Source organism: Hymenobacter segetis (genome assembly GCF_038448715.1).
GTDB classification, from domain to species: Bacteria; Bacteroidota; Bacteroidia; order Cytophagales; family Hymenobacteraceae; genus Hymenobacter; species Hymenobacter segetis.
This window is the reverse complement of record NZ_JBCEVZ010000041.1, coordinates 1-23,442: the sequence shown is the minus strand read 5'-3', so window position 1 is coordinate 23,442 and position 23,442 is coordinate 1. Positions and strand designations below refer to the sequence as shown.

Below are 23,442 nucleotides of genomic sequence, written 5' to 3'. Positions count from 1 at the left end.
TCAAACAAAAGCCAGTTCTTAGCAGAACTGGCTTTTGTTTTTATCCAGAAGCCGGCGGCCAAAAACTTGTTGGTACGGCGGTAGTTGTCGGGCTCCCGGCGGGCAGTATTATTGCCAGTCGGCGGCCGATGGCCGCTTCTCCCCTACTCCGTTTCTGCTTTTTATGGACCGTCGTCTTTTCCTGAATCAAAGTACCCGCGTGGCCCTCACGGCCGCCCTCCTACCCGCCGTGGCCTGCCAAACTACCCCCGGCAAGCCCGTAACGGACGCTCCGGCCGGAGCCCCGGCAGCGGAAGAAACGGCAGGGACCGGCGCGGCCGACAACTTCGAGCTGCACGAGCTGACCGTGGCCGACTTGCAGGACCGCATGGCCAAGGGCACGGACACCGCCCGCAGCCTGAGCGAGAAATACCTCGCCCGCATCAAGGCGCTTAACGAGGCGGGGCCGATGCTGCGCGCCGTCATCGAAACCAACCCCGATGCGCTGAGCATTGCCGACGGCTTGGACCAGGAGCGCAAGGCCGGCAAGCTACGCGGCCCGTTGCACGGCATTCCAGTCCTTATTAAAGACAACATTGATAGCGGCGACCAGATGATGACCACGGCCGGCGCTTCGGCCCTCAGCGGGCACAAGGCGAAGCAGGATGCCTTCATCGTGCAGAAGCTGCGGGCCGCCGGGGCCGTGCTGCTGGGCAAAACCAACCTGAGCGAATGGGCCAATTTCCGGTCCTCGCACTCGGTGAGCGGCTGGAGCAGCCGGGGCCGCCAAAGCCGCAACCCCTATGTGCTGGACCGCAGCACCAGCGGCAGCAGCTCGGGCTCGGGGGCGGCGGTGGCGGCCAATTTGTGCGCCGTGGCTATTGGCACCGAAACAGACGGCTCGGTGGTGTCGCCGGCTTCTTGCAACGGCCTCGTGGGCCTCAAACCCACGGTGGGCCTGCTGAGCCGCAGCGGCATCATCCCGATTTCGAGCACCCAGGACACGGCCGGCCCCATGGCCCGCACCGTGCGCGACGCGGCCATTTTGCTGAGCGCGCTGGCCGGCCCCGACCCCGCCGACCCCGCCAAACTACCCATTCCCAAAGGCGCGCTGACCGATTACACCACGTTTCTCAAGTCGGATGCCCTCCAGGGCCAGCGGCTGGGCGTGGAGAAAGCCCACCTCAACGGCCCGCCGGCCGTGGCCGCGCTCCTGAAGCAAGCCGTGGCCGCGCTGAAGGCAAAGGGCGCAACCATTGTGGAAGTGGAGCTGAATAAGCTGGTCAACCCGCTCGGCGAGGCTGAGTTTGACGTGCTGCTCTACGAGTTCAAGGACGGCGTGAACAAGTACCTGGCCGATGCCGGCGCGACCGTGAAAAACCTGGCCGAGGTCATCGCCTACAATAAGGCCCACGCGACCGAAGCCATGCCGTTTTTCCAGCAGGAAACCCTCATTCGGGCCGAAGCCGCTGATGGCCTCAACAATCCTAAATACAAGGCCGCCGTGCAAAAAACCGTGGCCGGAGCCCGTCAGGCCATCGACGGCCTGCTGAAGACCCACCAGCTCGCGGCCATCATCGGCGTGACAACCGGCCCGGCCTGGTGCATCGATTGGGCAAACGGCGATTACTCGACGGGGGTAGATTTTTCGTCGCCAGCGGCCATGGCGGGCTACCCACACCTCACCGTGCCCATGGGGCAGGTGCTGGGGCTGCCGGTGGGCCTGTCGTTTGTGGGGCCGGCGTACCACGAAAGGCTGTTACTGGCCCTGGGCTATGCCTATGAGCAGGCCACGCACAAGCGCGAGGCCCCGAAGTTTTTACCGACGGTGGCCGTATAGCACGAGTACCCCGAATTTTTATTTCGGGCCGTTGAACAATTGATGTTCACGCAGCCCAAAATAAAATTTCGGGGTACTCGTGCTATACGCCCCTCACTTAAAAAATCTTGCCCGGGTTCAGGATGCCATTCGGGTCGAATACGCCTTTGATGCCGCGCATCAGGTTCAGGTTGGCCTCAGCCAGGGCGATGCCGATGTAGCCTTTCTGCACCAGCCCGATGCCGTGCTCGCCGGAAATAGTGCCCCCCAGCTTCACGCACAGTTCGAAAATTTCGGTGATGGGCTGGCGCAGGCCCACGTTCCACATCTCGTCGCTGAGCTCGCCGCGGATGATGTTGACGTGCAGGTTGCCGTCGCCGGCGTGGCCGTAGCACACGCTTTTGAAGCCGTAGCGGGCTCCTATTTCCTTCACGCCTTTGAGCAGGGTGGGCAGCTCGGCGCGGGGCACCACGGTGTCCTCCTCCTTATACACGGAGTTGTAGCGCACCGAATTGCCAATGTTGCGGCGAATTTTCCAGAGGTCGTCCTTCTGGCCGGCGGTGTCGGCGAGGAGAATTTCGCCCACGTCATACTTTTCCAGCACGCCGTACACCTGCTCGGCTTCCTTATAGAGCTGGTCCAAATCCTGGCCGTCCAGCTCAATAAGCAAATGAGCCAGGATATCCTCAGGCAGCGTGAGCGGGATTTTCAGATAATCGGAAGACCAGGCAATGGCCTCACGCTCCATAAATTCCATGCCCGACGGGATAATGCCGGCCCGAAACACCGCCGAAACTGCCTCCGCCGCCTGCTCCACCTGCCGGAAAGGCACCAGCATCAGAATATTCTGCTGCGGGAACGGCAGGAGCCGGAACACCACTTTGGTGATGATGCCCAGCGTGCCCTCCGAGCCCACCATGAGTTGGGTCAGGTTGTAGCCAGTGGAATTTTTGAGGGTGTTGGCGGCCGTCCAGATGATGTCGCCGGTGGGCAGTACCACCTGCAGATTCAGCACGTAGTCCTTTGTGGTGCCGTATTTCACGGCTTTGGGGCCACCGCTGCTGTGGGCCAGGTTGCCGCCCAGGAAGCAGCTGCCCTTGCTGGCCGGGTCGGGCGGGTAGAACAGGCCCACTTCCTTCACGGCGTTCTGAAACGTCTCGTTCACCACGCCAGGCTCCACGGTGGCTTGCAGGTTGCGCTCGTCAATCTGGATGATTTTATTGAGCCGCTCGGTGCTCAGCACCACGCCGTGGTGGATGGGCAGCGCGCCGCCGCTCAGGCCCGTGCCCGCCCCGCGCGGCGTGACGGGAATGCGGTGCGCGTGGCACAGGCGCATAATCTGGCTGATTTCGTCGGCATCGGCCGGGCGCAGCACTACGTCGGGGGCAAACTGGAGGTCTTCGGTGTGGTCGCGGCCGTAGTCGGCGTAGGCATCGGCGGTGGCTGTGGCCTCGGCGCGCTGGGCGGTGAGGACGTGCGCCGGGCCAACGATGGCCTCAAAAGCAACAATTAATTCGGCGGTAAGCGCGTTAAAATTCATGAGCGGTAAAGCTGAACAGGCCGCGCAAACTATCTTTGCGGCCGATGGGGAGGGTGACAACGAAGATACTACCGCTGCTGCTGCTGACTTTGGTCTTGTTAGCCGGCTGCCACCGCAAGCTTAACTATCGCGACGGCCAGTACCGCTCGGCCCGCGAAATGGTGCGCCTGAAAAAGGGCGGCCGGGTGAGCCCGACCGGCAAATCCAAAGTCGTCGTCGCGGCCCCCAACGGCTCCAAAACCAAAGTGGTAACCAAGCGCCCCGCCCGCGTGGGTAGCGCCACCGGCACCCTGGCTTCCGTGATTGAGGCTGCCCGCTCCTACCAGGGCACCCCCTACCTGTTTGGCGGCACCACGCGCCTGGGACTCGACTGCTCGGGGCTACTACAGTTGTCTTTTGGCGAGGCGGGTGTCACTATTCCGCGCTCGTCCAACGAGCAAGCCGTGTGGGGCGACCCCGTGAAATCCACTGACTTACGGCCCGGCGATTTAGTATTTTTTGGAGCTTCGCCCGGCAGCCGCACCATCACCCACGTGGGAATGGTGACCGTGGCCGACGATGAAGGCGTGGATTTTATTCATGCCTCAACTTCGCTGGGCGTGGTTGAAAACAGCTTAGAGTCTGACTATTACCTCAGCCGGTTCATTCGGGCCGTGCGGCCCCGCCTATGAGGTATCGGCCCATTACCTTTGCCGGACAAATACCTGATTCCGGCGATATTAATCAATGGTAAAATTTACGTAATATTGGCCCTTTCGGCACCGTCGTACCTTTGTCCCGCTTTTACAAAGCTCACTGTTTCCACCAACCTTTTTCAACATGAATAATTTACGTTTACGCCACCTGCTACTGCTGGCGCTGATGCTCCTGACGGCCCGCCTGGGCTGGAGCCAAGGCGCGACCACAGCAGCCATGAGCGGAGTTATCTCCGATAAAAACGGCGCGGGCCTGCCCGGCGCTACCGTAATTGCCATTCATACCCCCACCAACACGCAGTACGTAGCGCCCACCAACTCCGATGGCCGCTTCAACATCCAGAACATGCGCGTGGGTGGTCCCTACACGGTTCGGGTCACGTTTGTGGGCTACAAAGACATTTCCCGCGAAGGCCTGTTCCTGAGCCTGGGCCAGAACCAGCGCTTCGACCAGACCCTGAGCGATGCCACCACCGAGCTGTCGGAAGTAACCGTGAGCGGCCGCCGCGACCCGGTTATCAACGCCGGCCGCACGGGTGCCAGCACCACGGTGCAGCGCGAGCAAATCGAGCGCCTGCCTTCGCTGAGCCGCTCGTTTGCCGACTTCACCCGCCTCACGCCCCAGGCCAGCGGCACGGGCAACAACAGCTTCGGTGGCCGTAACGGCAACTTCAACAACATCACCATCGACGGTGCCATCTTCAACAACTCCTTCGGCCTGAGCGGCACGGTGGGCGGGCAGGCCAACGCGCAGCCCATCTCGCTGGACGCCGTGCAGGAAATTCAGGTGAACCTGGCCCCCTTCGACGTGCGTCAGGGCTCGTTCACGGGTGCCGGCGTAAACGCCGTAACCCGTTCGGGCACCAACGACATCTCGGCTTCGGTGTACGGCTTCCGCCGTTCCAGCAGCTTGGTGGGCACGAAAGTGCGCGACATCGACCAAGTTTTCCCCGATTTCTCGCTGACCCAGCTGGGTGCCCGCGTGGGTGGCCCAATCATCAAGGACAAGCTTTTCTACTTTGTGAGCGTGGAAGGTGAGCGCCGCGACGACCCGCCCGGAACCTACGTGGCCAACCGCGCCGGTCTGCCCATCCCCAGCCCCAACAGCACGACTTCGGCAGCAGCTGCCACTGACCTTGACGTCCTGTCAGGTTTCCTGCAAGACAAATACGGCTACAGCACAGGTGCCTATGAAGGTTACAAGCTGGCACAGAATTCGGATAAGATTACGGCCAAGCTGGATTGGAACATCAACTCCAAGAATACCTTCTCCATCAAGTACAACTACCTGAAGTCGTACCGTGACGTACAGCCATCCAACTCGGGCTCGCCGACGGTAACGGGTGGCCGCGGCATGTCGACCAACACGCTGCCTTACCAGGCTGCTTTCTACCGCATCAACAACAACCTCAACTCGTTTATTGCCGAGTTGAACTCCACCTTCGGCAACGGTATTTCGAACCAGCTGCAGGCCGGCTTCACGGCTCAGCGCGACTTCCGTTCGTCGCTCGGCGGTGCTCAGTTCCCCTTCGTTGACATCCTGTACAACGCCAACGGCCCTGGTGCCAGCGGCAACGAATTCACTTCGTTCGGCTACGAGCTGTTCTCGCCCATCAACATCCTGAACTCGGATATCTACCAGTTGTCTGACAACATCAGCAAGACGGTGGGCAACCACGTGCTCACGCTGGGTACTTACAACGAATACTACAAGTTTGAAAACGGCTTTGCCCCGGACCTCTACGGCCGCTACCGCTTCAACTCGCTGACCGATTTCTACAACTCAGCCGGCTATAACTACGACCCTGCAGCAGCTATTGGCAGCCAGATAACGGCCCGTCCAGGCGGTGCCCTGGCTTCGGCTACCAACAACTACACGGTACGCTACCCGCTGAACGTGGATAACGGCAACCCCGGCCTGAGCTTCCCGCTAGCCCAGACCAAAGCGGCCCAGCTGGGCTTCTATGCCCAGGATGAGTGGAACGCCAAAACCAACCTGAAAGTGACGGCCGGCCTGCGCATCGACGTACCGATTATCCTCAGCGACCTGCAGCGTAACAACGACGCGGCCAGCATCAAATTCCGCGACGGCTACCAGATTCTGACCGACCAGGTGCAGAAGTCTTCGGTGATGTTCTCGCCCCGCGTGGGCGTGAACTGGGACGTGAACAACGACGGCAAAACCCAGCTGCGCGGCGGCACGGGCATCTTCACCGGCCGTGTGCCCTTCGTGTGGATTTCGAACCAAGCCAGCAACAACGGCCTGCTGGGCGGTGTGTACAGCGCCGGTGGTATTGCCTTCAACTCTACGCCGGGCTTCCTGCCTGCTACGGCCAACATCGACCAGACCAAACTGCCCGCTACCTACAACCTGGCCGTGACCGACCACAACTTCAAGTTCCCGCAGGTATGGCGCACCAACATCGGGGTTGACCAGCGCCTGCCCGGCGACGTGGTGCTGACCCTGGACGCTATTTTCACCAAAGACATCAATGCGGTGTTCTTCGATAACGTGAACCTGCCCAACCCCTTGGGCAACGCCAAAGGCGCCGACACGCGTCAAATCTACCGCGAGCCCACGGCCCTGAACCGCACGACGGCGGCTCCCCGCCTGTCGGATTACCAGGTGAGCCCCAAAATTGTGAGCAGCGACGGAGCCATCGTAATGCGCAACACCAATAAAGGCTATTCCTACAGCCTGACCGCCATGCTGCAGAAGTCGTTCAGCAACGGCCTGGCCGCCAGCTTGGGCTATACCTACTCCGATGCCCGCGACGTGGCCATCGGTGGCTCGACGCCCTTCTCGCTGTGGTCAGCCCGCCCCATCTCGGGCGACCCGAACGCCAACACCCTCGGTTACTCGGATTTCCTGCGCTCACACCGCGTTATCGCTTCGCTTTCGTACCGCAAGGAGTACATCGGCCACTTGGCCACCACCCTCTCGGGCTTCCTCGATTTGGGCCCCAACGGCCGCTACTCGTACGTGTATAACGGCGACATGAACGGCGACGGCGTAGGCAACAACGACCTGATGTACATCCCCCGCAGCCGCAGCGAAATCAACCTGACCAACCTGACGCTGTTCAACGGCACGCCCCAGCAGAGCGTGTACACGGCCGACCAGCAGTGGACGGACCTCGACAACTACATCAACCAGGACAAGTACCTGAGCAAGCACCGCGGCGAAATTGCCGAGCGCAACGGCGCCGTGCTGCCCTGGGTTGGTTTTGTGGATGCCCGCCTGTTGCAGGACGTGTTCACCAACATCGGCAAGAACCGCAACACCCTGCAGTTTAGCCTGGACGTGTTCAACATCGGCAACCTCATCAACCGCAACTGGGGCGTGAGCCAGACGCAGCAGCGCAACTCGCCGCTGTCGTTCGTGGATTACGACCAAGCTTCGGGCCAGCCGCGCTTCAACTTCAACCCCATTGTGAACTCGCGCACGGTATTCCCCGACGGCACGGCCACGACCAGCGTGCAAACGCTGAACACGACGAACCGCTACGTAACCACCGAATCGTCGCGCTACCGCATCCAGTTGGGCCTGCGTTACACCTTCAACTAAGCGCGTAGTCGCCTTCACTTCGTAATCAACGCTAGTATGAAACAGTTAATTTTTGCCCTCCTCGCTGGCCTGACCCTGGCTTCGTGCTCGGAAATCAGCACCGACCCGGCCCCGGCCCGCGTGACCCGCACGGCGCAATCGGTGGCCATCTCCTATGCCCTCACCGCACCCACCGCCCTTGTCGGTGATACCTTGCTGCAAGGTGCCCGCGTGGATGTGTACACGCTGGCGCCGACCGTCAATGCAGATGGTACCATTACCTATCCCGCCATCACGTCGGCCTCAGTACCAGTCTTTACTACCACCAACGTTACCACCACCGCTCAGACGTTCACCATTCCCTTGGCCAGCAGCCTGACCGTGGCGGAGAACACGCCCAACCTGGGCATCCGCGTCGTGCTGAGAACGACTAACCGTCCCGGCCGTCGCACCACCGCTACGGGTAACCCGTTCAACTCGCAACGCCTGACGGCCTCGGTGATTATCAACGGCGCAAGCAAAGCCACCTTTATTCACCAGGGCACGAACTTCTCGAAGACGGCAACGGCCAGTGGTGGATTCTTCACCACTACCACGGATACCAATGTCGCAGCTTACGTTTTCTAGAGCGCAAGCTTTAGCCCGGTTCTCTTAGTTGAGAATTGAGTGCTGGCTTAAACGCCCGCTGTCTTTTGGCAGCGGGCGTTTTGCGTATCAGAAGTAGTTATAACAACGGTGATATGAACCTTTGATAACACCGGCCCCACTCCTTTGCCCCATGAAGCGCATCATCGGTTCATTAACCTCGACATTTTTTGTAGCTGACTTTATGGCAATTGCGTCATTTATCAGAAAATAATGCGTCCAGCACTTGCCAAACCAATATTCGCCCGTACTTTTGTCGAACCAAAGCGCAAATGGCACGGCGGTAAATAACCAATCAGGGGGATTAGCTCAGCTGGCTAGAGCGCTTGCATGGCATGCAAGAGGTCATCGGTTCGACTCCGATATTCTCCACTGAAGAAGTGAATAAAGAAAAAGCCCGTTCAGTTTGCTGAACGGGCTTTTTCTTTGCCCTCCGTCCCTGTCAACGAAAAACGCCCCCAGAAATAAATCCAGGGGCGTTTTCGGTAGTAGTTCGGAGCCGGTGGCTATACGAACAGGCCTTCCACCGACAGGTACCGCTCGCCGGTATCGTAGCAGAAGGTGAGCACGCGGCTGCCCTGCGGCATATCGGGCAGCTTCTTGGCGATGGCGGCCAGCGAGGCCCCCGACGACACCCCCACGAAGATGCCTTCCTCGCGGGCAGCACGGCGCGTCATTTCGTAGGCTTCGGCCTGCGATACCTGGATGGTGCCGTCGAGGATGTCGACGTGCAGGTTATCAGGGATGAAGCCGGCCCCGATGCCCTGGATGGGGTGCGGCCCCGGCGCGCCGCCGCTGATAACGGGCGAAGCCTCGGGCTCAACGGCGAAGGTCTTCATGTTGGGAAAATGCGGTTTCAGTGTTTCCGTCACGGCCGTGATGTGGCCGCCGGTGCCCACGCCGGTGATGTGGAAGTCGAAGCCCTCGGGGGCATCGCGCAGAATTTCCTGGGCCGTGGTTTCGGCGTGGATTTTAGGGTTGGCGGGGTTGGAAAACTGCATGGGCATCCAGGCCCCGGGGGTGCTAGCTACTATTTCGCGGGCTTTCTCGATGGCCCCTTTCATGCCTTTTTCGCGGGGCGTGAGTTCCAGATTGGCCCCGTAGGCGGCCATGAGGCGGCGGCGCTCGATGCTCATGCTTTCGGGCATCACGAGGGTGAGCTTGTAGCCTTTCACGGCGGCTACCAGGGCCAGGCCCACGCCGGTGTTGCCGGAAGTGGGCTCCACAATCAGGCTGTTTTTGGTGATGATGCCGTCCTTCTCGGCCTGCTCAATCATGCTCAGGGCAATGCGGTCTTTGATGGACCCGCCGGGGTTGGCGCGCTCCAGCTTCACCCACACTTCCACATCGGGGCGGGTGGCGGCAAATATGCGATTGAGGCGCACCAGCGGTGTGTTGCCGATGGTGTCGAGAATAGAATTGGCTTTCATGCGGCGAAATGGTGATGTGTGAGATAGTGAGTTGAAAGACCGTCATGCAGAGCATTGTGCCTGATGCGCAGAATGCTCTGCATGATGGTCAAGACCTAGATGGAAAAAACCAGTTCGGCGGCCGGGTCGACGTTGCGCGAAATCTGGATGTGGGCCCGGTGGTACACCCGCGAATGCGAGGGTACGCTTTCGGTCAGCCACACGTTGCCGCCGATGATACTGTGTGCCCCCACCACCGTGCTGCCCCCCAGGATGGTAGCGCCGGCGTAAATAACCACATGGTCTTCAATGGTGGGGTGGCGCTTAGTGCCCTGCAAGCCCTTGGTGACGCTGAGCGCGCCCAGCGTCACGCCCTGATATATCTGCACGTTGGCCCCGATAATGGCCGTTTCGCCGATGACGAGGCCCGTGCCGTGGTCGATGCAGAAGGCCGGTCCGATGTGCGCCCCTGGGTGAATATCGACGCCGGTGCGCTGGTGGGCATACTCGCTCAGCAGGCGCGGCAGGCGCGGCAGCCCCCGCTGGTGCAGGGCGTGGGCCAGCCGGTAGAGCGCCGTGGCGTAGAAGCCCGGGTAGGAGCTGATGATTTCGGCCAAGCCCTGGGCGGCCGGGTCGCTGGCCAGAATGGCGCTGGCATCGCGCAGCAGGGCCGCCCGCAGGGCTGGCAGCTGGGCCGTGAACTCATCGGCCAGGGCGGCGGGGGTGGCGGGCAGGGCGGGCACATCGGCTAGCAGCACGGCCAGCTCGGCCCGGAAGTATTGCAGTTCGGCCTCCACGGCATCAGCATTGGGCAAGGGCCGCTCGGCACGCTGCGGGAAGAGCAGGGCGAGCAGGCCATCGGCGAGGGCGCAGAAGGCCGCACCGGGCAGGGCGTCAGGGGCTACGGAGTGGGCGTGCGCCAACTCTTCGGCAAAGGAATGGGGAAGCACGGGGGCTAGAAACATAAGCAAAAGAACCAGTGGAATCAACCAGCAGCGGAGGGGAAGGTTTTGGACGATGGGGCAACGGCGGCGCGGCCTTCGCCGTTTAGCCAGTGCCCCGCCGACCATTGTGGCCGCCGGGCCAAAAGATACTCTTGTTTTTCTCCTTTTCCCGCATTGTCATGGCCGCCGATACCTCCATCACCAAAGTTGATTCGCAGTACTCCCCTACCGGCCCCAACGGCGAGAAGTACCTGGCCTCGGGCACGCACATCGCCATGCGCATGTGGGAAAACGAGCAGCCGGGCGAGCCCAAAGCGCCGGCTACCCGGCCCTACGAAACAGTAGGCTACGTACTCAGTGGCCGCGCCGAGCTGCATCTGGCGGGCCAGATGGTTATTCTGGAGCCCGGCAACTCCTGGGTAGTGCCCAAGAATACGGAGCACACTTATAAAATTCTGGAAAGCTTTTCGGCCGTGGAAGCCACGTCGCCACCGGCGCAGGTGCATGGCCGCGAGGAGAAATAAGCAGCGGCCTCAGTACTCCTGCCTTGCGGGCCCAGCGATGAGCGCCAGGCCGTGGCTACGCCGAAACTGGTGAACCGTTAGCATGGCCGCCAAAAGTTAGTCGGCGGCGCGGGCCGGGGCCACCACGGCCCAGTCGTACACCATTTTCAGCAGGGAGACTTCCTGAAAAGGCTTGGTGAGGTAGTCGTTCATGCCGGCGGCCAGGCACTTGGCCCGCTCGCCGGTGATGGCGTTGGCGGTGAGGGCGATGATGGGCACGGTGAGGCCCATTTCCTGGCGCAGGATGCGGGTGGCTTCGTAGCCGTTTTTGATAGGCATCTGCACGTCCATCAGAATCAGGTCGAAAACTTGAGTGCGGGCCATGTCCACGGCGGCCTGGCCGTTGGGGGCTTCCGTCACGCTCATGCCGGCGTTGGTGAGGAAACTGTTGGCCAGCATGCGATTGAACAGGTTGTCTTCGACCAGCAGAATGTGCTTGCCGTGCAGCTCCTGCTGCAAGCCATCGAGGTCGCCGGGGTCTTTCGTCGAGAGGTGGTGGGCAGTGCCCACGGGCAGGCGCAGGGTGAACCGGCTGATGGTGCCGTGGTTTTTCCGGCTTTCGATGCGCAACTCGCCGCCCAGCAGGCGCACCAGCTTTTTGCTGATGCCCAGGCCCAGCCCGGTGCCGCCAAACTGCCGCGTCACGGTGGAATCTTCCTGGCTGAAATCGTCAAAAATGTGGCTCAGGTACTCGGCTTCGATGCCGATGCCGGTATCCTCAACGGTGAATTCGGCCAGCGCTTCGTCCGGATTGGAATGGTTGAGCCGCTGGCAGCGGATGCTGACCGTGCCCTGCTCGGTGAATTTCACGGCATTGCCCACCAGGTTCAGCAGTACCTGGATGAGGCGGAAGGGGTCGCCGAGCGCCACCTCGGGCATGGCCGGGTCAAGGTTCGCGATGAATGTGAGGCCCTTTTCCTCAGCTTTGTATTGCAGGGTTTTCTTGACCTGGGCACAGACACTCCCGGGGCTGAACCCGATGTGCTCGATGGCCAGCTGACCGGCATCAATCTTCGAGAGGTCGAGGATGTCGTTGATGATAACGAGCAGGTTTTCGGCCGAGGCCGTGATGGCGTGCAGGTAGCTGGCCTGCGGCGCCGCCAGCGGGGTTTTGGCCAGTAGCTGGCTCATGCCCAGAATGGCGTTCATGGGCGTGCGGATTTCGTGGCTCATGTTGGCCAGGAAATCCTGCTTGGCGCGGGTGCTGCTTTCGGCCTGCACTTTGGCTTCGCGCAGGCTGGTTTCGAGGTGCTTCTGGATGGTCACATCGAGGTAGATGCCAATGGAGCCGATGTGCCGCTGGTGCTCGTCGTAGAGCGGAGCGCCGCTCACCAGCAGCCACTTGCGCTCGCCGGCTTTGGTGGTCACCACAATCTCATAGGAATCAGAAATACCGTGCTCGCGGGTGCGCAGCTTGCTTTCTACCAGCTCTAGGTCGGGGCCGGTGAGCAGCAGCGGCGAGAGTCGCTGGCCGGCCAGCTCGTCGGTGCAGTAGCCGGTCATGTCGCAAAAGCTCTGGTTGGCGTAGAGCAGATGGTCGTTCAAATCGGCCTCCACCAGCCCCAGCGACATGTTTTCGATGATGCCCCGGTACTTTTCCTCGCGGCGCTTCAGGTCCTCTTCGGCCTTGATGCGGGCCGTGATGTCTTCGTACTTCCAAAGGTGGCCGATGTAGCGCGGGCCGTCGAAGATGGGCGTGAAGGCCCGCTGAAGGGTGCGGCCGTCGCGCAGCGGAATAATATCGCCGGTGGCGGGCTGGCGGCGGCGCAGCAGGGCCGCGATGCGGGCCACGTACTGGTGCGGCTTCTTCACATACTTGCGGGAGCCTTCGGTGAGCCAGGCCCCGTTGCGGCCGTGCAGCTGAGCAGGAGCCACGGGCACCTCCAGCAGCTGGCAAAAGGCCTCGTTGGTGAACACGATGCGGCGGGTTTCGTCTTCCAGCACTAGGCCATCCTGGAAGTGCGCAATCACGGCAGCCAGCTGCTGGTTCGACGTATCGAGGGCTTCTTCGGCATCTTTCTGGGCCGAGATATCGCTGTGCAGGCCGCTGAGCATCAGGGGCTGGCCGGCGGCATCCCAGACCGTGATGGCGGCGCGGCTCAGCACCCATTTATAGTTGCCGTCGTGGCAGCGCATGCGGTATTCGGCGGTGGCCATTTTCCCGCCGGCAAGGACGTAGTTGCGCACTATCTTCTGCACCTGCTCCAGGTCATCGGGGTGCACATGCGTGAGCCAGTTTTCGTAGTCGTTCGGAAAATCGTCCTCCTGATAGCCCAGCATGGCTTTGTATTCCGATGAGAACGAAATTTTATGGGTGCGCAGGTTCAGCTCCCAGCCCCCGTCGCCGAAGCCTTCCATGGCCAGCCCCAGCCGGAGGTTGCTGTCGCGCAGGGCGCTTTCGGCCAGCTTGAGGGGCGTCACATCAAGCAGAATTCCGCTGTACGTCACCCAATCGGGGCCAAAGCTGGTCACAATCGAGCTGCCCCGCAGCCAGCGGATGGGCTGGCCAGGCACCACAATGCGGCCTTCGTACACCCACGGAGCACGGTTGCGGGTAGCATCGTCGAGGGACTGCAGAAACCCTTCCAACTCTTCCGGATGGATGAAATCAGTCATCCGGCTCAACTCCTGCGGGGCGATGCCGAACAGCTCCTGCACCTTGGGGCTCACGTAATCGAAATAGAAGGTGCCGTCGTTCTTTTTACGCCACTCGTAGAGCACGCCGGGCACGTTTTCGGCCAGGTCTCGGAAGCGCCGCTCGCTGTCCACCAGCCGCAGCTGGGCTTGTTTCCACTCCGTAATGTCTTCGAGCAGGCCCACGAAATGGACCACGCCATCGTCCGTTCCTGCCACCGGCCGCACGTTCACGCGCAACCAGCCCCCCGAGCCCGGCCGCGGATTAACCACCTCGTATTCAAACGGCTCGTGCCCCCGCAGGCTGTCGCGGATGTGGGCCACCGTGGCCGCATCGCGCAGGCTGGGGCGCAGGAACGATTCGGGCTTTTTGCCAACTACTACGCTCATTTCCAAGCCACAGAGCTTCGTAAAGCCCTTATTTACCCACTGCACGTAGCCGTCACCATCGGTCAGCACCACGGCCGTGTGCTGTTCTTCGAGCAGGTAAGCCAGCAGGCTGGGCGGCACATAAGCCGCCGCCGGGGGCGCGGTGGCTACCGCCAGCTGGGCCCGCAGGGCCGCATTCGCGGCTTGCTGCTGGGCTAATGCTACTTCAAGCTCGGCATGGGTCATAGGAATGCGTCAGCTAAAAGTTCTTCGGTAGGTGAATGAACGCTGCGTAAGAGACGATGCCGAGGCCAGGGCTGGACAGAGCGCGGGCCAACGAGAAGCCAATCAACATTTAGCCAATCCATTAGTACTACGACACTATTGGCCAAGCATACGAGAGTCAGAACCGGCGCGGACTTTAGCGGCCGGTTTTTCTCAGCGCCCGGCCTTAGTCGGGCAGGGTGCGCACGTAGCTGTGCTGCACCGGCACCGGGCTGCCCACGCCCTGCTGGGCCAGGGCCCGCTGGAGTTGCTCGATGAGGCGGCCCTGGGCCGGGCCACTGCGCCCGGCCGGCGTGTAGGCCCGGAAGGCCACCGTCATGCCCCCCGGCTTGAGGGCCGTGACTGCTACCTGCGGGGCGGGAACTTGCAGCACGTCTTCATCGGCCTGCAGCAGCGGGATGGCCCAGCCGCGCAGCGCCGCCAGGTCGGTGGCGTTGTCGAGGTCGGCCACGATTTCGACCAGGGCCTTGTTCTGGGCCGTTTTGTTGATAATGACGTTGTTGGACGTAGCGCCGTTGGGCAGGATGATGGTGTCGCCCTGCGGCGTGACGAGGATGGTATTGAAAATCTGGATTTCCTTCACCTCGCCCGATTTGCCCTGCGACTCAATGGTATCGCCCACCACATAAGGCTTGAAAATGAGGATGAGTACGCCGCCCGCGAAATTGGCCAGCGTGCCCTGCAACGCCAAACCCACCGCCAGCCCCGCCGCTCCTAGAATGGCTACAAACGACGTGGTTTCAAAACCCACCATACCGGCCACCGATATGAGCAGCAGCACTTTGAGCACGATATTGACCAGGCTAGTCAGGAACGAGGCCAGCGACACATCGAGCCGCGTGGCAGCGGTGGCAATAATGCGGCTGGCCCAGCCAATGAGCCACCAGCCCACCACCAGCGCCACCCCGGCCATGAGCACGCGGGGCAGGTAGAGAATTGCCAGAGCTTGCAGTTGCTGGGCGTAGGTGCTGACTTGGTTCATAGCGGCAAAGGAAGAGGAAAGGGAAAAGAATGGAAAGTAGAAACGTCATGCTGAGCACAGCCGAAGCATCTCTACTGCAATAGTAAACCTAATCGATTGGATTATTACTGCGGTAGAGCTGCTTTGGCTGCGCTCAGCATGGCGTTCTTATTCCTTACTTCCGCTCCCCGGCCCCACCAGCTCCACGCCCAGAATCTGGTCGCCGATGTCGAGCTTGTGCACCACGTCCATGCCGCCTACTACCTGGGCAAAAATGGGGTAGCGGCCGTCCAGGTGCGGCGTGGGCGTGTGGGTGATGAAGAACTGGCAGCTCTCGGTGTCTTTGCCGGCCGAGGCCAGGCCCACGCTGCCTTCCTCGTAGCGCAGGTCGCCGAACTCGGAGCGCAGGTTGTAAGGGGCGCTGCCGTTGCCATCGCCGCGCGGGTCACCGCCCTGGGCCACGAAATTTGGCACCACGCGGTGGAAATACAGGTTATCGTAGAAATGCTGGCCAATGAGCGTGACGAAGCTGGCCACCGCGCCGGGCGCTTCCTCGGGCTTCAATTCCAACAAAATAATGCCCTTGCTGGTGCGCAGCCGCACTTGCTGCCCCAGTGGCACGCCCTGCACCACCGTCCAATCGATGGGGTGCTGCGCGGCCGTGGCCAGCGGCGAAGGGGTAGGCTTCGGGGCTTTAGTTAGTTTGTCGAGGGCTTGCTGAAGCCCCTGCCAGGCTTCGATTTCGGTGGGTAGCTGCAATTTGGTCTGGGCGGCGCGCAGGGCGGCGAGGTCGGCCGGCTGCGCTTCGGGGTAAAGCTTGGCATCGGCCAACGCCTCGGCGGCGGTGCCGAGCTGGGCCACGTCGCCGCTGGCCAGGGCCTGGCGCATGGCGGCGGCAAAATCGGCTTGCCGGCCGGCCGGAAAATCGGCACTGCGGCGCATGGTGAGCAGTGCCCCCAGCGCGTAGCCCGCCACCACCGGCGACTGCCCCGCCGCGAAAGCCTCGGTTCGCACGAAGTCGAACGCGGCCGGGTCTTCGCTCAGCGCTTCCAGCAAAAAGCCCTTTTCATATACCGTGGGCGCCGTTGGGTAGCGTTTCTCAATGGTTTCGACGAGGCTGGGGCGGGCCGCCGGGCTGGCGTGGCGCACGGCCGCTCGCAGCAAAGCAGCGCGCACCCGCACCGAAGCCTGCTTGTTGCCATCGGCCAAAGCGGCTAGGGCCGCGCCCGATTCGCCTTTAGCGTGAGCCAGCAGCCACTCGGCGGCCGTGAGCGCCACGGCCGGCTGGTCGCGGTTGAGGGCCGTGAACACGGCTTTACGGCTGCCCGCATAGTTTTCTGTATCAAAAGGCAACGCCCGAATGGCGCTGAGCCGCACGCGGTAATCGGGGTCTTTGGTGGCGAGACGAGTGAGCACAGCGGCCGATGCTCCGACCTTCGCCGGCGTAGCCACGGGCGCAGTAGCAGCACTGGGCACCACCGCCGCGATTCGGCCCAGCGTGGTAACGGCCGCTGCCCGCACGGCATACGACCGGTCTTTCTGAGCCAGGCGCAGCAGCGTGCTTTCGGCCAGTCGGGCCAAATCCGCATCGAGGCCCCGGGTTCGCGAAAGCGCTACTACGGCAGCCAGCCGGCCGCGCCCGGGCAGCTTGGGCGAGTTCAGCACGGCCACCGTGCGCCGGATGGTTTCGGGCGAAGTGAGGCCGCGCAGGGCGGCGCGGCTCAGACCCCAGGCCAGGGCGGCAGCGCGGGACGTGTCGTTCAACATCTCGACGCGCCAGAGCTCGGGCAGGCTATGGCGGGTGACGGTGCGGCCCAGCGCCTCATGCACGTAGCGGCGCACGAGGCCGTCGTTTTCCTTGAGGACGCGCACGCGCAGGCTGTCCACGGCGGTGCTGTCGCCGGTCTGGCCCAGGGCGTAGGCGGCGGCGCGGCGCACGCCAGAGTCGGCATCGCGCAGCAGCGGAATGAGGCCGGGCACGGCTGCCGGGGCCTGCACCGAGGCCAGCGCCAGCGCGGCCTCGCGCCGGTAGGTGGGGTTTGAATTCGTCAGAAAAGGCAGAATGGCGGCGGTGTTGCGCTCGTCCTGCGCCGTACCGATTTGGCGGATGGTGGCGTCGTGGTATTTGTTGGCGAGGCCGGTGCTGGGGCGCGGCGTGCGGGCGCAGGCGGCCGCCAATAACAGCAGCGGCCAGAAACGAAGGGTACGGAAAGGCATAAGGGAGTTGTAACGCGTGCTTTAGCTTGCGCTTACGGGACAAGGGTAGTTATGGCTGGACCGGGGCGCAAGCTAAAGCATGCGCTACTCGCCACCCCAGGATTCCTCCTGCGGCGCGGCTTCGCTGGGCAGATATTCCGTTGCAATGTCCTTCAGCAGCGCATCCAGCCCGGCAAACAGCACGTTATTTCCTTTCTGCCGATAGCCAGCCAGGGCCGTTTCAAAGTTGCTCAGGCCGTAGAGAAACGCCCGCAGGTTATCGGCCGTGATGGCCTCGAAATGCCGGCCGTAGCCCATTTGCTGCACTTCGGCCGCATTCAGCCACTGCTCGAACTGGGCCGGAATGGGAATGGCGCAAATGGGCTTGTGCAGAAACACGGCCTCCGAAATCAGCGAGAAGCCGCCGTTGGTGACCACGGCGCGGGCGCTGGCCAGGTCGGCAATAAAGCCGGCTTCGGAAAAGGCGCAGAGCTGCACGTTGCCGTGACTTTCCTGCTTATTGAAGCCGTAGACGCGAAATTCCTGGTCGGGCAGTTGTTGCAGCAGCGGCACCAGGTTCTGCTGCGTGGTAGCTGATTGATAGACCAATACGTGCTGGCCTTTGGTGGGCATGGCAGCCAGAATCTCGGGCCGGATGATGGGCGGCACCAGCGTGGTGCGCTGCTTGGCCAGCGGCAAATCGAAGAAAGTGGTGACAAAATAGTGGCGGCTGTGCGGCAGCTTGGCCCGCACAATGCTTTTGGCCACCCGGTAGTTTTCGCGCTCCGCTTTCGGCACGGCCACATTCAGCTTGGCCCTGCTGATAATCTGCATATTATCAATGCTGACAATGGGCAGCCGGCGCAGCTTCGCAAACAAAAAACTGAACGATTCAAAATCCGAAACCACCACTTCCGGCTCGAAACCACCCAGCAGCTCACGGTACCGAGCAAAGTTGACGCGCAAATCCTCGGGCGCGGTGCGAAGCGTGAGCACGGCCGTGCGCAGCTTGCTCACCGCCAACCCATTATACGCCAGGTGAAAGCCTCGGATTTCGTGCACCCGGCCGGGGAACGCGGCTGCCAGCATGGTATAGGCGCGGCTGCTGCTCACCACGCGCACCTCGTGCCCCTGCGCCAGCAGGTGGCCGATGACAACTTTGCTGCGGGTGGCGTGGCCCAGGCCCTCACCGGGCACTCCGTATAGAATCTTCATGGGCGCAAAGATGGGCGGTAAAACCCTGTCATTGCGAGGCGAAGCCGAAGCAATCCGTCCTGTACCACGTGCTAAGCCCTGAGATGTGAAAAGCCCCGGTACTGTGCAGTGCCGGGGCTTTCTGGGACAAGAAAATGTCTGGGTTTAACGGGACGGATTGCTTCGCTACGCTCGCAATGACAAATACTTACTTCACCATCAGCTTTTCGCTGCGAGTCCCTTCGTTCGACTCCAGCCGCACGATATAGATGCCGGGAGCCACGCCCGCCAGCGGCAAAGGCAGCTGCTGCGGCCCGGCCGGATACGCTTTCTGGCGCACCACGGCCCGCACCAGCCGGCCGGTGGCATCGAGCAGCGACACCGTGACGGGGCCGGCCCGCTCCTGCTGGAAACTGATGCTGCCGCTGCCGCTGGCGGGGTTGGGGTACACGGCCATCTGCACGGTGCCGGGGGTGGTGGCCACGCCGGGCGCGGTGCTGAGCACGATGTTTTCGTCGCCGGCGCGGTAGGGCAGCAGGTCGAAATAAGTGAGCAGCATTTCGGCCGTCGTGCTCTCGCCCCACTGCGTGGTGAGGGGCGGGTTGTTGGGGTTGCGCGGGTTTTGGGCGGTGTTGTCGTACACGGCATCAGCCATGAGGCGCGAGCCGGCCGGGATTTTCAGCGGCGCGGTGAAGCGGAAAATGCCCTGCCAGCGAAAATCCCAGTCATTGATTTTGACCAACTTAATGGTGTCGCCGTTGGGCTTCACTACCCACACTTTCCAGCTTTTGCTGAGCAGGTGGGCGTGGGGCGCGGTGCTGAGAATGGTGACATCGGCCGGCACGTTGAGCTGGGCGTGGAAGGTGCTCACCTGGTTGGCCGGAATGATAAACGGCCCGTTGCTGAGCGTGCCCGGCGAAATAGCCGGCACCGTTTGGATGTAACGCGTGACGGGCTGGCGGGCAAAAAACACGTTCACCACCGACGAGTCTTTTTGCGTCACGTAGTTGGGGCCGTAGTGCACCTGCACCAGTAGCGAGGCGTGACGATAGAGCTTCTTGCCCATGCCCGAGGGATAAAACCGCGACTGCATGCCCGGCACCCAGGCCGCGAAGTTGGTTTCGAGGGGGTTGAAGCCAAAGCCGCCAAACTGCGTGTAGCCATAGCCGGGTGCGGCCGCATCCAGGGCCTGAGCCTGCTGCGTGGTATCCATGCCGATGATGACGTGATGCACAATGCCCTTGTTACCAGGCCGGAACTCGATGGCGGCGATGTCACGGTCGGCGGGCATGTTCACGGGCAGCACGAAAATGCGGTACATGTCCTGGCCATTGCCCTGATGCGTGAAGGCCTGGGCCATCGGAATCACCATATCGGGCGTGCCCAGCTGCGAGCCGCTGGGGTAAGTGGGCAGGGCCGGCGTGAGGGCGGGGTTACCCTGCGGCGTGCCGGCATCCACCCAAGCCCGGATTTTGGCGATTTCCGCGTTGGTCAACGTGTTTTCGTCGAGGTAGTGGCGGTAGTTGGGGTCGGGCTTCCACGGCGGCATGTAGCGCGTGCCGGTCACGTACTTGATGGTCTGGGCGTGGCTCACCACCTCGGCATAGGTGGTGAGTGGGAACGGAGCTACTTCGCCGGTGCGGTGGCAGGGCGTGCAGTGCTGGTACACCAGCGGCGCAATGTCCTGGCTGAAAGTGTACTGCGGAGTGGTTTGGGCCTGCGCCCGGGGGACAGCCACCCACAAAGCCAACAGCAGGAGCAACGGAGAGAAGCAGTGTTTCATGAGGTTTGAATGGCAGAGTTTAAGCAGAACGTCATGCTGAGTGTAGTCGAAGCATCTCGCGTGTGGTAGTAATTCAATCGTTGCAAAGGGTTAGCGGTGGCACCCGAGATGCTTCGGCTACGCTCAGCATGACGTTCATTGTGTTAAAGTTAACCCCCCAGGCTCTCTCCAAATCTACTCAATAAAGCAGCCCACCGGCTCGGTGCGCGGCACGGCAACCGGCTGGCCGGCAGTCACGGCGGCCAGCGCATCGGCCAACTCGTGCTGGCGCGTCACGGCGCGGTGCTGCCCCAGACCGGCGTAGGCATCATCGAGGCGGCCCTGGTAGAGGACGGTGCGACCGTCGGCGGCCACCACCACGACTTCGGGCGTGACGCGGGCGTGCAGCTTTTTGGTGAGCTGGTGGCCGGCATCGGCTTGCAATGGGAAGGCCAACTGGTAGGTTTTAGCGAAAGCCGCCAGCCCGGCCGGATTGGTTTCCCTGGCTGGAAACACACCTACAAACCGCACGCCCTGCGCCCCGTAGCGGCCGTGCAGCTCCCGCAGCGGCAGCGTGGCCGCCTGGCTGATGGGGCAGGTTTCGGCCAGAAAAACATAAACCGTGGCGCGTGGTACGGGCCCCGGGCCTGTTCCGAGAAAATGCAGCAGAAGAAGTAGCAAAAGCGGCATAGGCGAATTCTGAGAGAAGCAATTAGCAAAGAAAATTTTCATTCCGATGCCGGAGGAATCTGATAATTTGTTACTCAGATTCCTCCGGCATCGGAATGAAAAGCGTTTATCAGACACCTGCCTGATGGGCCGGGTTCCGACTTTTCGGCCCGGTTTTCGTTTACGCCGCTACAACTTCTCAACTCAACTATGAATACCGCTGTTTTACGCTCCCGCCTGCGGCCGTGGGGCACGGCTTTGGCCGCTGCTTCCCTCCTGCTGGCCACTGCCTGCTCGGCCCCGCGCGCTATCATCGCCACCGGCAAAGTCACCCCCCAGGGCGAGTTCCGGGTGGGCTACAACCAAGGTTTCAACCTGGCCACCGCGCCCCTGGCCAAAGCCGGCAGCGCTGTAAAGGAAGCCGCCAGTCAGGCCGCTACCCAGCAAAAAGTCGACTACACCGACGCCACCACGCAGCTGCAAGCCGCCGCCCTGGCCTACATCCTCGACCCGGTGCAGCCCACCGCCGACCTTAACATCCGCTACGGCATCGTGCCGCGCCTCGATGCCGGTTTCAAATACGCTTTCGGCTCCTATGTATTTGATACGCAGTACCAGCTACTCGGCCCCACCGGCTCGCCCGAAAACCCCGACCGGGGCGCGGTGAGCGGTACCACCTACGCCAGCATCGGCCTGCAGTTTGCCACCCAGCGCGCCAAGCTGCCCAGCCTGCCCTTCCTGTCCGACATCAACTCGGTGCTGAATTTCAGGGCCACGCGCAATGATTTGCTGGTGCCGCTCACCTTCAGTCAGTCGTTTGGGCCGGAGGAGGAAATCGGGGCCATCAGCTACGGCCTGGTGTACGCCCACAGCTGGGTGAGCTACGGCTTTGCGCCCACCAAAATCTACAACGGCTCGGTGCAGGTGCCCGAGCTGCCGCTGCAAAGCCGCAACTTTTCCTCCTTCGGTGGCTTCGTCAACCTCAAGCTGGGCTACCGGTATTTGTACGTCATCCCGGCCGTGTCCGTCTTCTACCAGAATTACGGCGACTACGCCCTGCTGAACGGAGCCAGCACCTCGCTGAGCGGCGTCACATTTGTGCCTTCTATTGGCCTGCAGCTGCGCATTCCGAATTTGATGAAATAGTCGCTCGCTATCCATCTTATCTGGCCCGAGTAGTGCGCCCCGAGCGGGTACGCTACTCGGGCTTTGTGTTGAAACCCATTTCCAAAGTTGGTTGGCAGCGAATATGGTATTCCGTCGCTTTCTTTGTTGCCCGTTTTTCAAAACTTTACGCAGCCTCTGCCGCTCACCTTTTCCGCCCCACCCATGGAAGCTCCCAACCCCGAATTCATGCGCGAAGCCATTCGCCTGTCCATCGACCAAATGAAGGCCGGCCACGGCGGCCCCTTCGGCGCGGTGGTGGTGAAGGACGGTAAAATCATTGCCCGCGGCTTCAACCAGGTCACCACCACCCACGACCCCACCTGCCACGCCGAAGTCGATGCCATCCGCAAAGCCTGCAAGGAATTAGGCACTTTCCAGCTCGACGGCTGCGACCTCTACACCAGCTGCGAGCCCTGCCCCATGTGCCTCGGGGCCATCTATTGGGCCCGCCCGCGCCGGGTGTTCTACGGCAACACCAAGGCCGATGCGGCCGCCATTGGCTTTGATGACCAGTTCATCTATGAAGAGCTGGACCAGCCCATGGAAAACCGTAAATTGCCCATGACGCAGCTGCTGCGCGATGAGGCTTTGGCCGGGTTTAAGGCCTGGACGGAACTGGAAGGCAAGACGGAGTATTAGTAGTTGATGAATACAAAGGCGGTCATGCTGAGCGCAGTCGAAGCATCTCTACCGCAGTAGTAATCCATTAAATTGAGTTAGTTGCGCGGTAGAGATGCTTCGACTGCGCTCAGCATGACGTTCCCATTGCTTTCTGATTTATGATTGAGTTTCTCCTCAACGACCAGCCCATTCGCACCAGCGAGGCCCCAGCCAGCGCCTTGCTCGATTTCGTGCGCTACCACGAGCAGCTGAAGGGCACCAAAATCGGCTGCCGCGAGGGCGACTGCGGGGCCTGCACTGTACTAGTGGGCGAGCTGAATGCCGACGGCCAGACCGTGAACTACCAGAGCATGACCAGCTGCCTCACGCCGCTGGGCAACGCCCACGGCAAGCACATCGTGACGGTAGAGGGCATCAACGCGGCCGGCAGCCAGCTCACGCCC

The 23,442-nt window shown here is 61.8% G+C and carries 17 protein-coding genes and 1 tRNA gene; 9 read left to right on the top strand and 9 right to left on the bottom strand.

Features of this window, described 5'->3' with window-relative positions; all coding sequences use genetic code 11:
* Nucleotides 1-163 precede the first annotated feature (163 nt).
* Complete coding sequence (locus AAFH49_RS15355; RefSeq protein ID WP_342299543.1) at nt 164-1,819, top strand: amidase; 1,656 nt, start codon at nt 164-166, stop codon at nt 1,817-1,819.
* 97 nt (nt 1,820-1,916) lie between these two features.
* Here AAFH49_RS15355 and AAFH49_RS15350 read toward each other — a convergent pair whose 3' ends face one another.
* Nucleotides 1,917-3,338 (bottom strand): FAD-binding oxidoreductase, encoded by a 1,422-nt coding sequence (locus AAFH49_RS15350; protein WP_342299541.1) that lies wholly within the window; start codon nt 3,336-3,338, stop codon nt 1,917-1,919.
* An 89-nt stretch (nt 3,339-3,427) separates the two neighbouring features.
* Here AAFH49_RS15350 and AAFH49_RS15345 point away from each other — a divergent pair, with 89 nt between their 5' ends.
* The 4 genes from AAFH49_RS15345 to AAFH49_RS15330 all read left to right on the top strand — a co-directional run bounded on the left by AAFH49_RS15345 (nt 3,428) and on the right by AAFH49_RS15330 (nt 8,597).
* Nucleotides 3,428-4,009: a C40 family peptidase gene (locus tag AAFH49_RS15345; RefSeq protein ID WP_342299539.1), complete on the top strand. Its 582-nt coding sequence runs from the start codon at nt 3,428-3,430 to the stop codon at nt 4,007-4,009.
* Nucleotides 4,010-4,157: 148 nt separating this feature from the next.
* Entirely contained in the window at nt 4,158-7,601 is a 3,444-nt protein-coding gene (locus AAFH49_RS15340) for a TonB-dependent receptor (protein ID WP_342299537.1), read from the top strand.
* A 36-nt stretch (nt 7,602-7,637) separates the two neighbouring features.
* On the top strand, nt 7,638-8,207 hold the full coding sequence (locus AAFH49_RS15335; RefSeq protein WP_342299536.1) for a hypothetical protein: 570 nt from the start codon (nt 7,638-7,640) through the stop codon (nt 8,205-8,207).
* Nucleotides 8,208-8,523: 316 nt separating this feature from the next.
* Nucleotides 8,524-8,597 (top strand) — tRNA-Ala (locus AAFH49_RS15330).
* 134 nt (nt 8,598-8,731) lie between these two features.
* Here the strand turns inward: AAFH49_RS15330 and cysK are convergent.
* The gene (gene cysK, locus AAFH49_RS15325; RefSeq protein ID WP_342299535.1) at nt 8,732-9,655 is read right to left on the bottom strand and encodes a cysteine synthase A; all 924 of its coding nucleotides are present in this window, start codon (nt 9,653-9,655) and stop codon (nt 8,732-8,734) included.
* A gap of 95 nt (nt 9,656-9,750) precedes the next feature.
* Nucleotides 9,751-10,584: a serine O-acetyltransferase gene (locus AAFH49_RS15320; RefSeq protein ID WP_342299533.1), complete on the bottom strand. Its 834-nt coding sequence runs from the start codon at nt 10,582-10,584 to the stop codon at nt 9,751-9,753.
* A 173-nt stretch (nt 10,585-10,757) separates the two neighbouring features.
* Here AAFH49_RS15320 and AAFH49_RS15315 point away from each other — a divergent pair, with 173 nt between their 5' ends.
* The gene (locus AAFH49_RS15315) at nt 10,758-11,102 is read left to right on the top strand and encodes a cupin domain-containing protein (protein WP_342299531.1); all 345 of its coding nucleotides are present in this window, start codon (nt 10,758-10,760) and stop codon (nt 11,100-11,102) included.
* Between the two features lie 96 nt (nt 11,103-11,198).
* Here AAFH49_RS15315 and AAFH49_RS15310 read toward each other — a convergent pair whose 3' ends face one another.
* The 6 genes from AAFH49_RS15310 to AAFH49_RS15285 form a co-directional block, all read right to left on the bottom strand.
* Entirely contained in the window at nt 11,199-14,390 is a 3,192-nt protein-coding gene (locus AAFH49_RS15310) for a PAS domain S-box protein (protein ID WP_342299529.1), read from the bottom strand.
* A 205-nt stretch (nt 14,391-14,595) separates the two neighbouring features.
* Nucleotides 14,596-15,411, bottom strand: a complete 816-nt coding sequence (locus tag AAFH49_RS15305) for a mechanosensitive ion channel family protein (RefSeq protein WP_342299528.1) — start codon at nt 15,409-15,411, stop codon at nt 14,596-14,598.
* 147 nt (nt 15,412-15,558) lie between these two features.
* Nucleotides 15,559-17,607, bottom strand: a complete 2,049-nt coding sequence (locus AAFH49_RS15300) for a peptidylprolyl isomerase (RefSeq protein WP_342299527.1) — start codon at nt 17,605-17,607, stop codon at nt 15,559-15,561.
* Nucleotides 17,608-17,691: 84 nt separating this feature from the next.
* Nucleotides 17,692-18,801, bottom strand: coding sequence for a glycosyltransferase family protein (locus AAFH49_RS15295; RefSeq protein ID WP_342299526.1), 1,110 nt, complete (start codon nt 18,799-18,801; stop codon nt 17,692-17,694).
* Nucleotides 18,802-18,988: 187 nt separating this feature from the next.
* Nucleotides 18,989-20,563 carry a T9SS type A sorting domain-containing protein gene (locus AAFH49_RS15290; RefSeq protein ID WP_342299523.1) on the bottom strand — a complete coding sequence of 525 codons (1,575 nt, stop codon included), beginning with the start codon at nt 20,561-20,563 and terminating at the stop codon, nt 18,989-18,991.
* A 174-nt stretch (nt 20,564-20,737) separates the two neighbouring features.
* The gene (locus tag AAFH49_RS15285) at nt 20,738-21,232 is read right to left on the bottom strand and encodes a redoxin domain-containing protein (protein WP_342299521.1); all 495 of its coding nucleotides are present in this window, start codon (nt 21,230-21,232) and stop codon (nt 20,738-20,740) included.
* A 189-nt stretch (nt 21,233-21,421) separates the two neighbouring features.
* On the opposite strand from AAFH49_RS15285, the gene AAFH49_RS15280 reads away from it, so the two are divergent.
* From AAFH49_RS15280 to AAFH49_RS15270, 3 genes are all read left to right on the top strand, one after another.
* Nucleotides 21,422-22,357 carry a hypothetical protein gene (locus AAFH49_RS15280; RefSeq protein WP_342299519.1) on the top strand — a complete coding sequence of 312 codons (936 nt, stop codon included), beginning with the start codon at nt 21,422-21,424 and terminating at the stop codon, nt 22,355-22,357.
* 183 nt (nt 22,358-22,540) lie between these two features.
* A complete protein-coding gene (locus tag AAFH49_RS15275) occupies nt 22,541-23,017 on the top strand; it encodes a nucleoside deaminase (protein WP_342299517.1) in 477 nt (158 codons plus the stop codon).
* 140 nt (nt 23,018-23,157) lie between these two features.
* Nucleotides 23,158-23,442 (top strand): 2Fe-2S iron-sulfur cluster-binding protein (locus AAFH49_RS15270; protein WP_342299515.1); only part of this gene is annotated, 285 nt, incomplete at its 3' end.

Excerpts from the sequence above, each read along its gene's own strand:
- AAFH49_RS15340 (WP_342299537.1), top strand. The coding sequence starts at position 4,158 with ATGAATAATTTACGTTTACGCCACCTGCTACTGCTGGCGCTGATGCTC.
- AAFH49_RS15335 (WP_342299536.1), top strand. The coding sequence starts at position 7,638 with ATGAAACAGTTAATTTTTGCCCTCCTCGCTGGCCTGACCCTGGCTTCG.
- AAFH49_RS15300 (WP_342299527.1), bottom strand. The coding sequence starts at position 17,607 with ATGCCTTTCCGTACCCTTCGTTTCTGGCCGCTGCTGTTATTGGCGGCC.
- AAFH49_RS15280 (WP_342299519.1), top strand. The coding sequence starts at position 21,422 with ATGAATACCGCTGTTTTACGCTCCCGCCTGCGGCCGTGGGGCACGGCT.
- AAFH49_RS15295 (WP_342299526.1), bottom strand. The coding sequence starts at position 18,801 with ATGAAGATTCTATACGGAGTGCCCGGTGAGGGCCTGGGCCACGCCACC.
- AAFH49_RS15285 (WP_342299521.1), bottom strand. The coding sequence starts at position 21,232 with ATGCCGCTTTTGCTACTTCTTCTGCTGCATTTTCTCGGAACAGGCCCG.
- AAFH49_RS15275 (WP_342299517.1), top strand. The coding sequence starts at position 22,541 with ATGGAAGCTCCCAACCCCGAATTCATGCGCGAAGCCATTCGCCTGTCC.
- AAFH49_RS15310 (WP_342299529.1), bottom strand. The coding sequence starts at position 14,390 with ATGACCCATGCCGAGCTTGAAGTAGCATTAGCCCAGCAGCAAGCCGCG.
- cysK (WP_342299535.1), bottom strand. The coding sequence starts at position 9,655 with ATGAAAGCCAATTCTATTCTCGACACCATCGGCAACACACCGCTGGTG.
- AAFH49_RS15305 (WP_342299528.1), bottom strand. The coding sequence starts at position 15,411 with ATGAACCAAGTCAGCACCTACGCCCAGCAACTGCAAGCTCTGGCAATT.
- AAFH49_RS15350 (WP_342299541.1), bottom strand. The coding sequence starts at position 3,338 with ATGAATTTTAACGCGCTTACCGCCGAATTAATTGTTGCTTTTGAGGCC.
- AAFH49_RS15315 (WP_342299531.1), top strand. The coding sequence starts at position 10,758 with ATGGCCGCCGATACCTCCATCACCAAAGTTGATTCGCAGTACTCCCCT.
- AAFH49_RS15355 (WP_342299543.1), top strand. The coding sequence starts at position 164 with ATGGACCGTCGTCTTTTCCTGAATCAAAGTACCCGCGTGGCCCTCACG.
- AAFH49_RS15290 (WP_342299523.1), bottom strand. The coding sequence starts at position 20,563 with ATGAAACACTGCTTCTCTCCGTTGCTCCTGCTGTTGGCTTTGTGGGTG.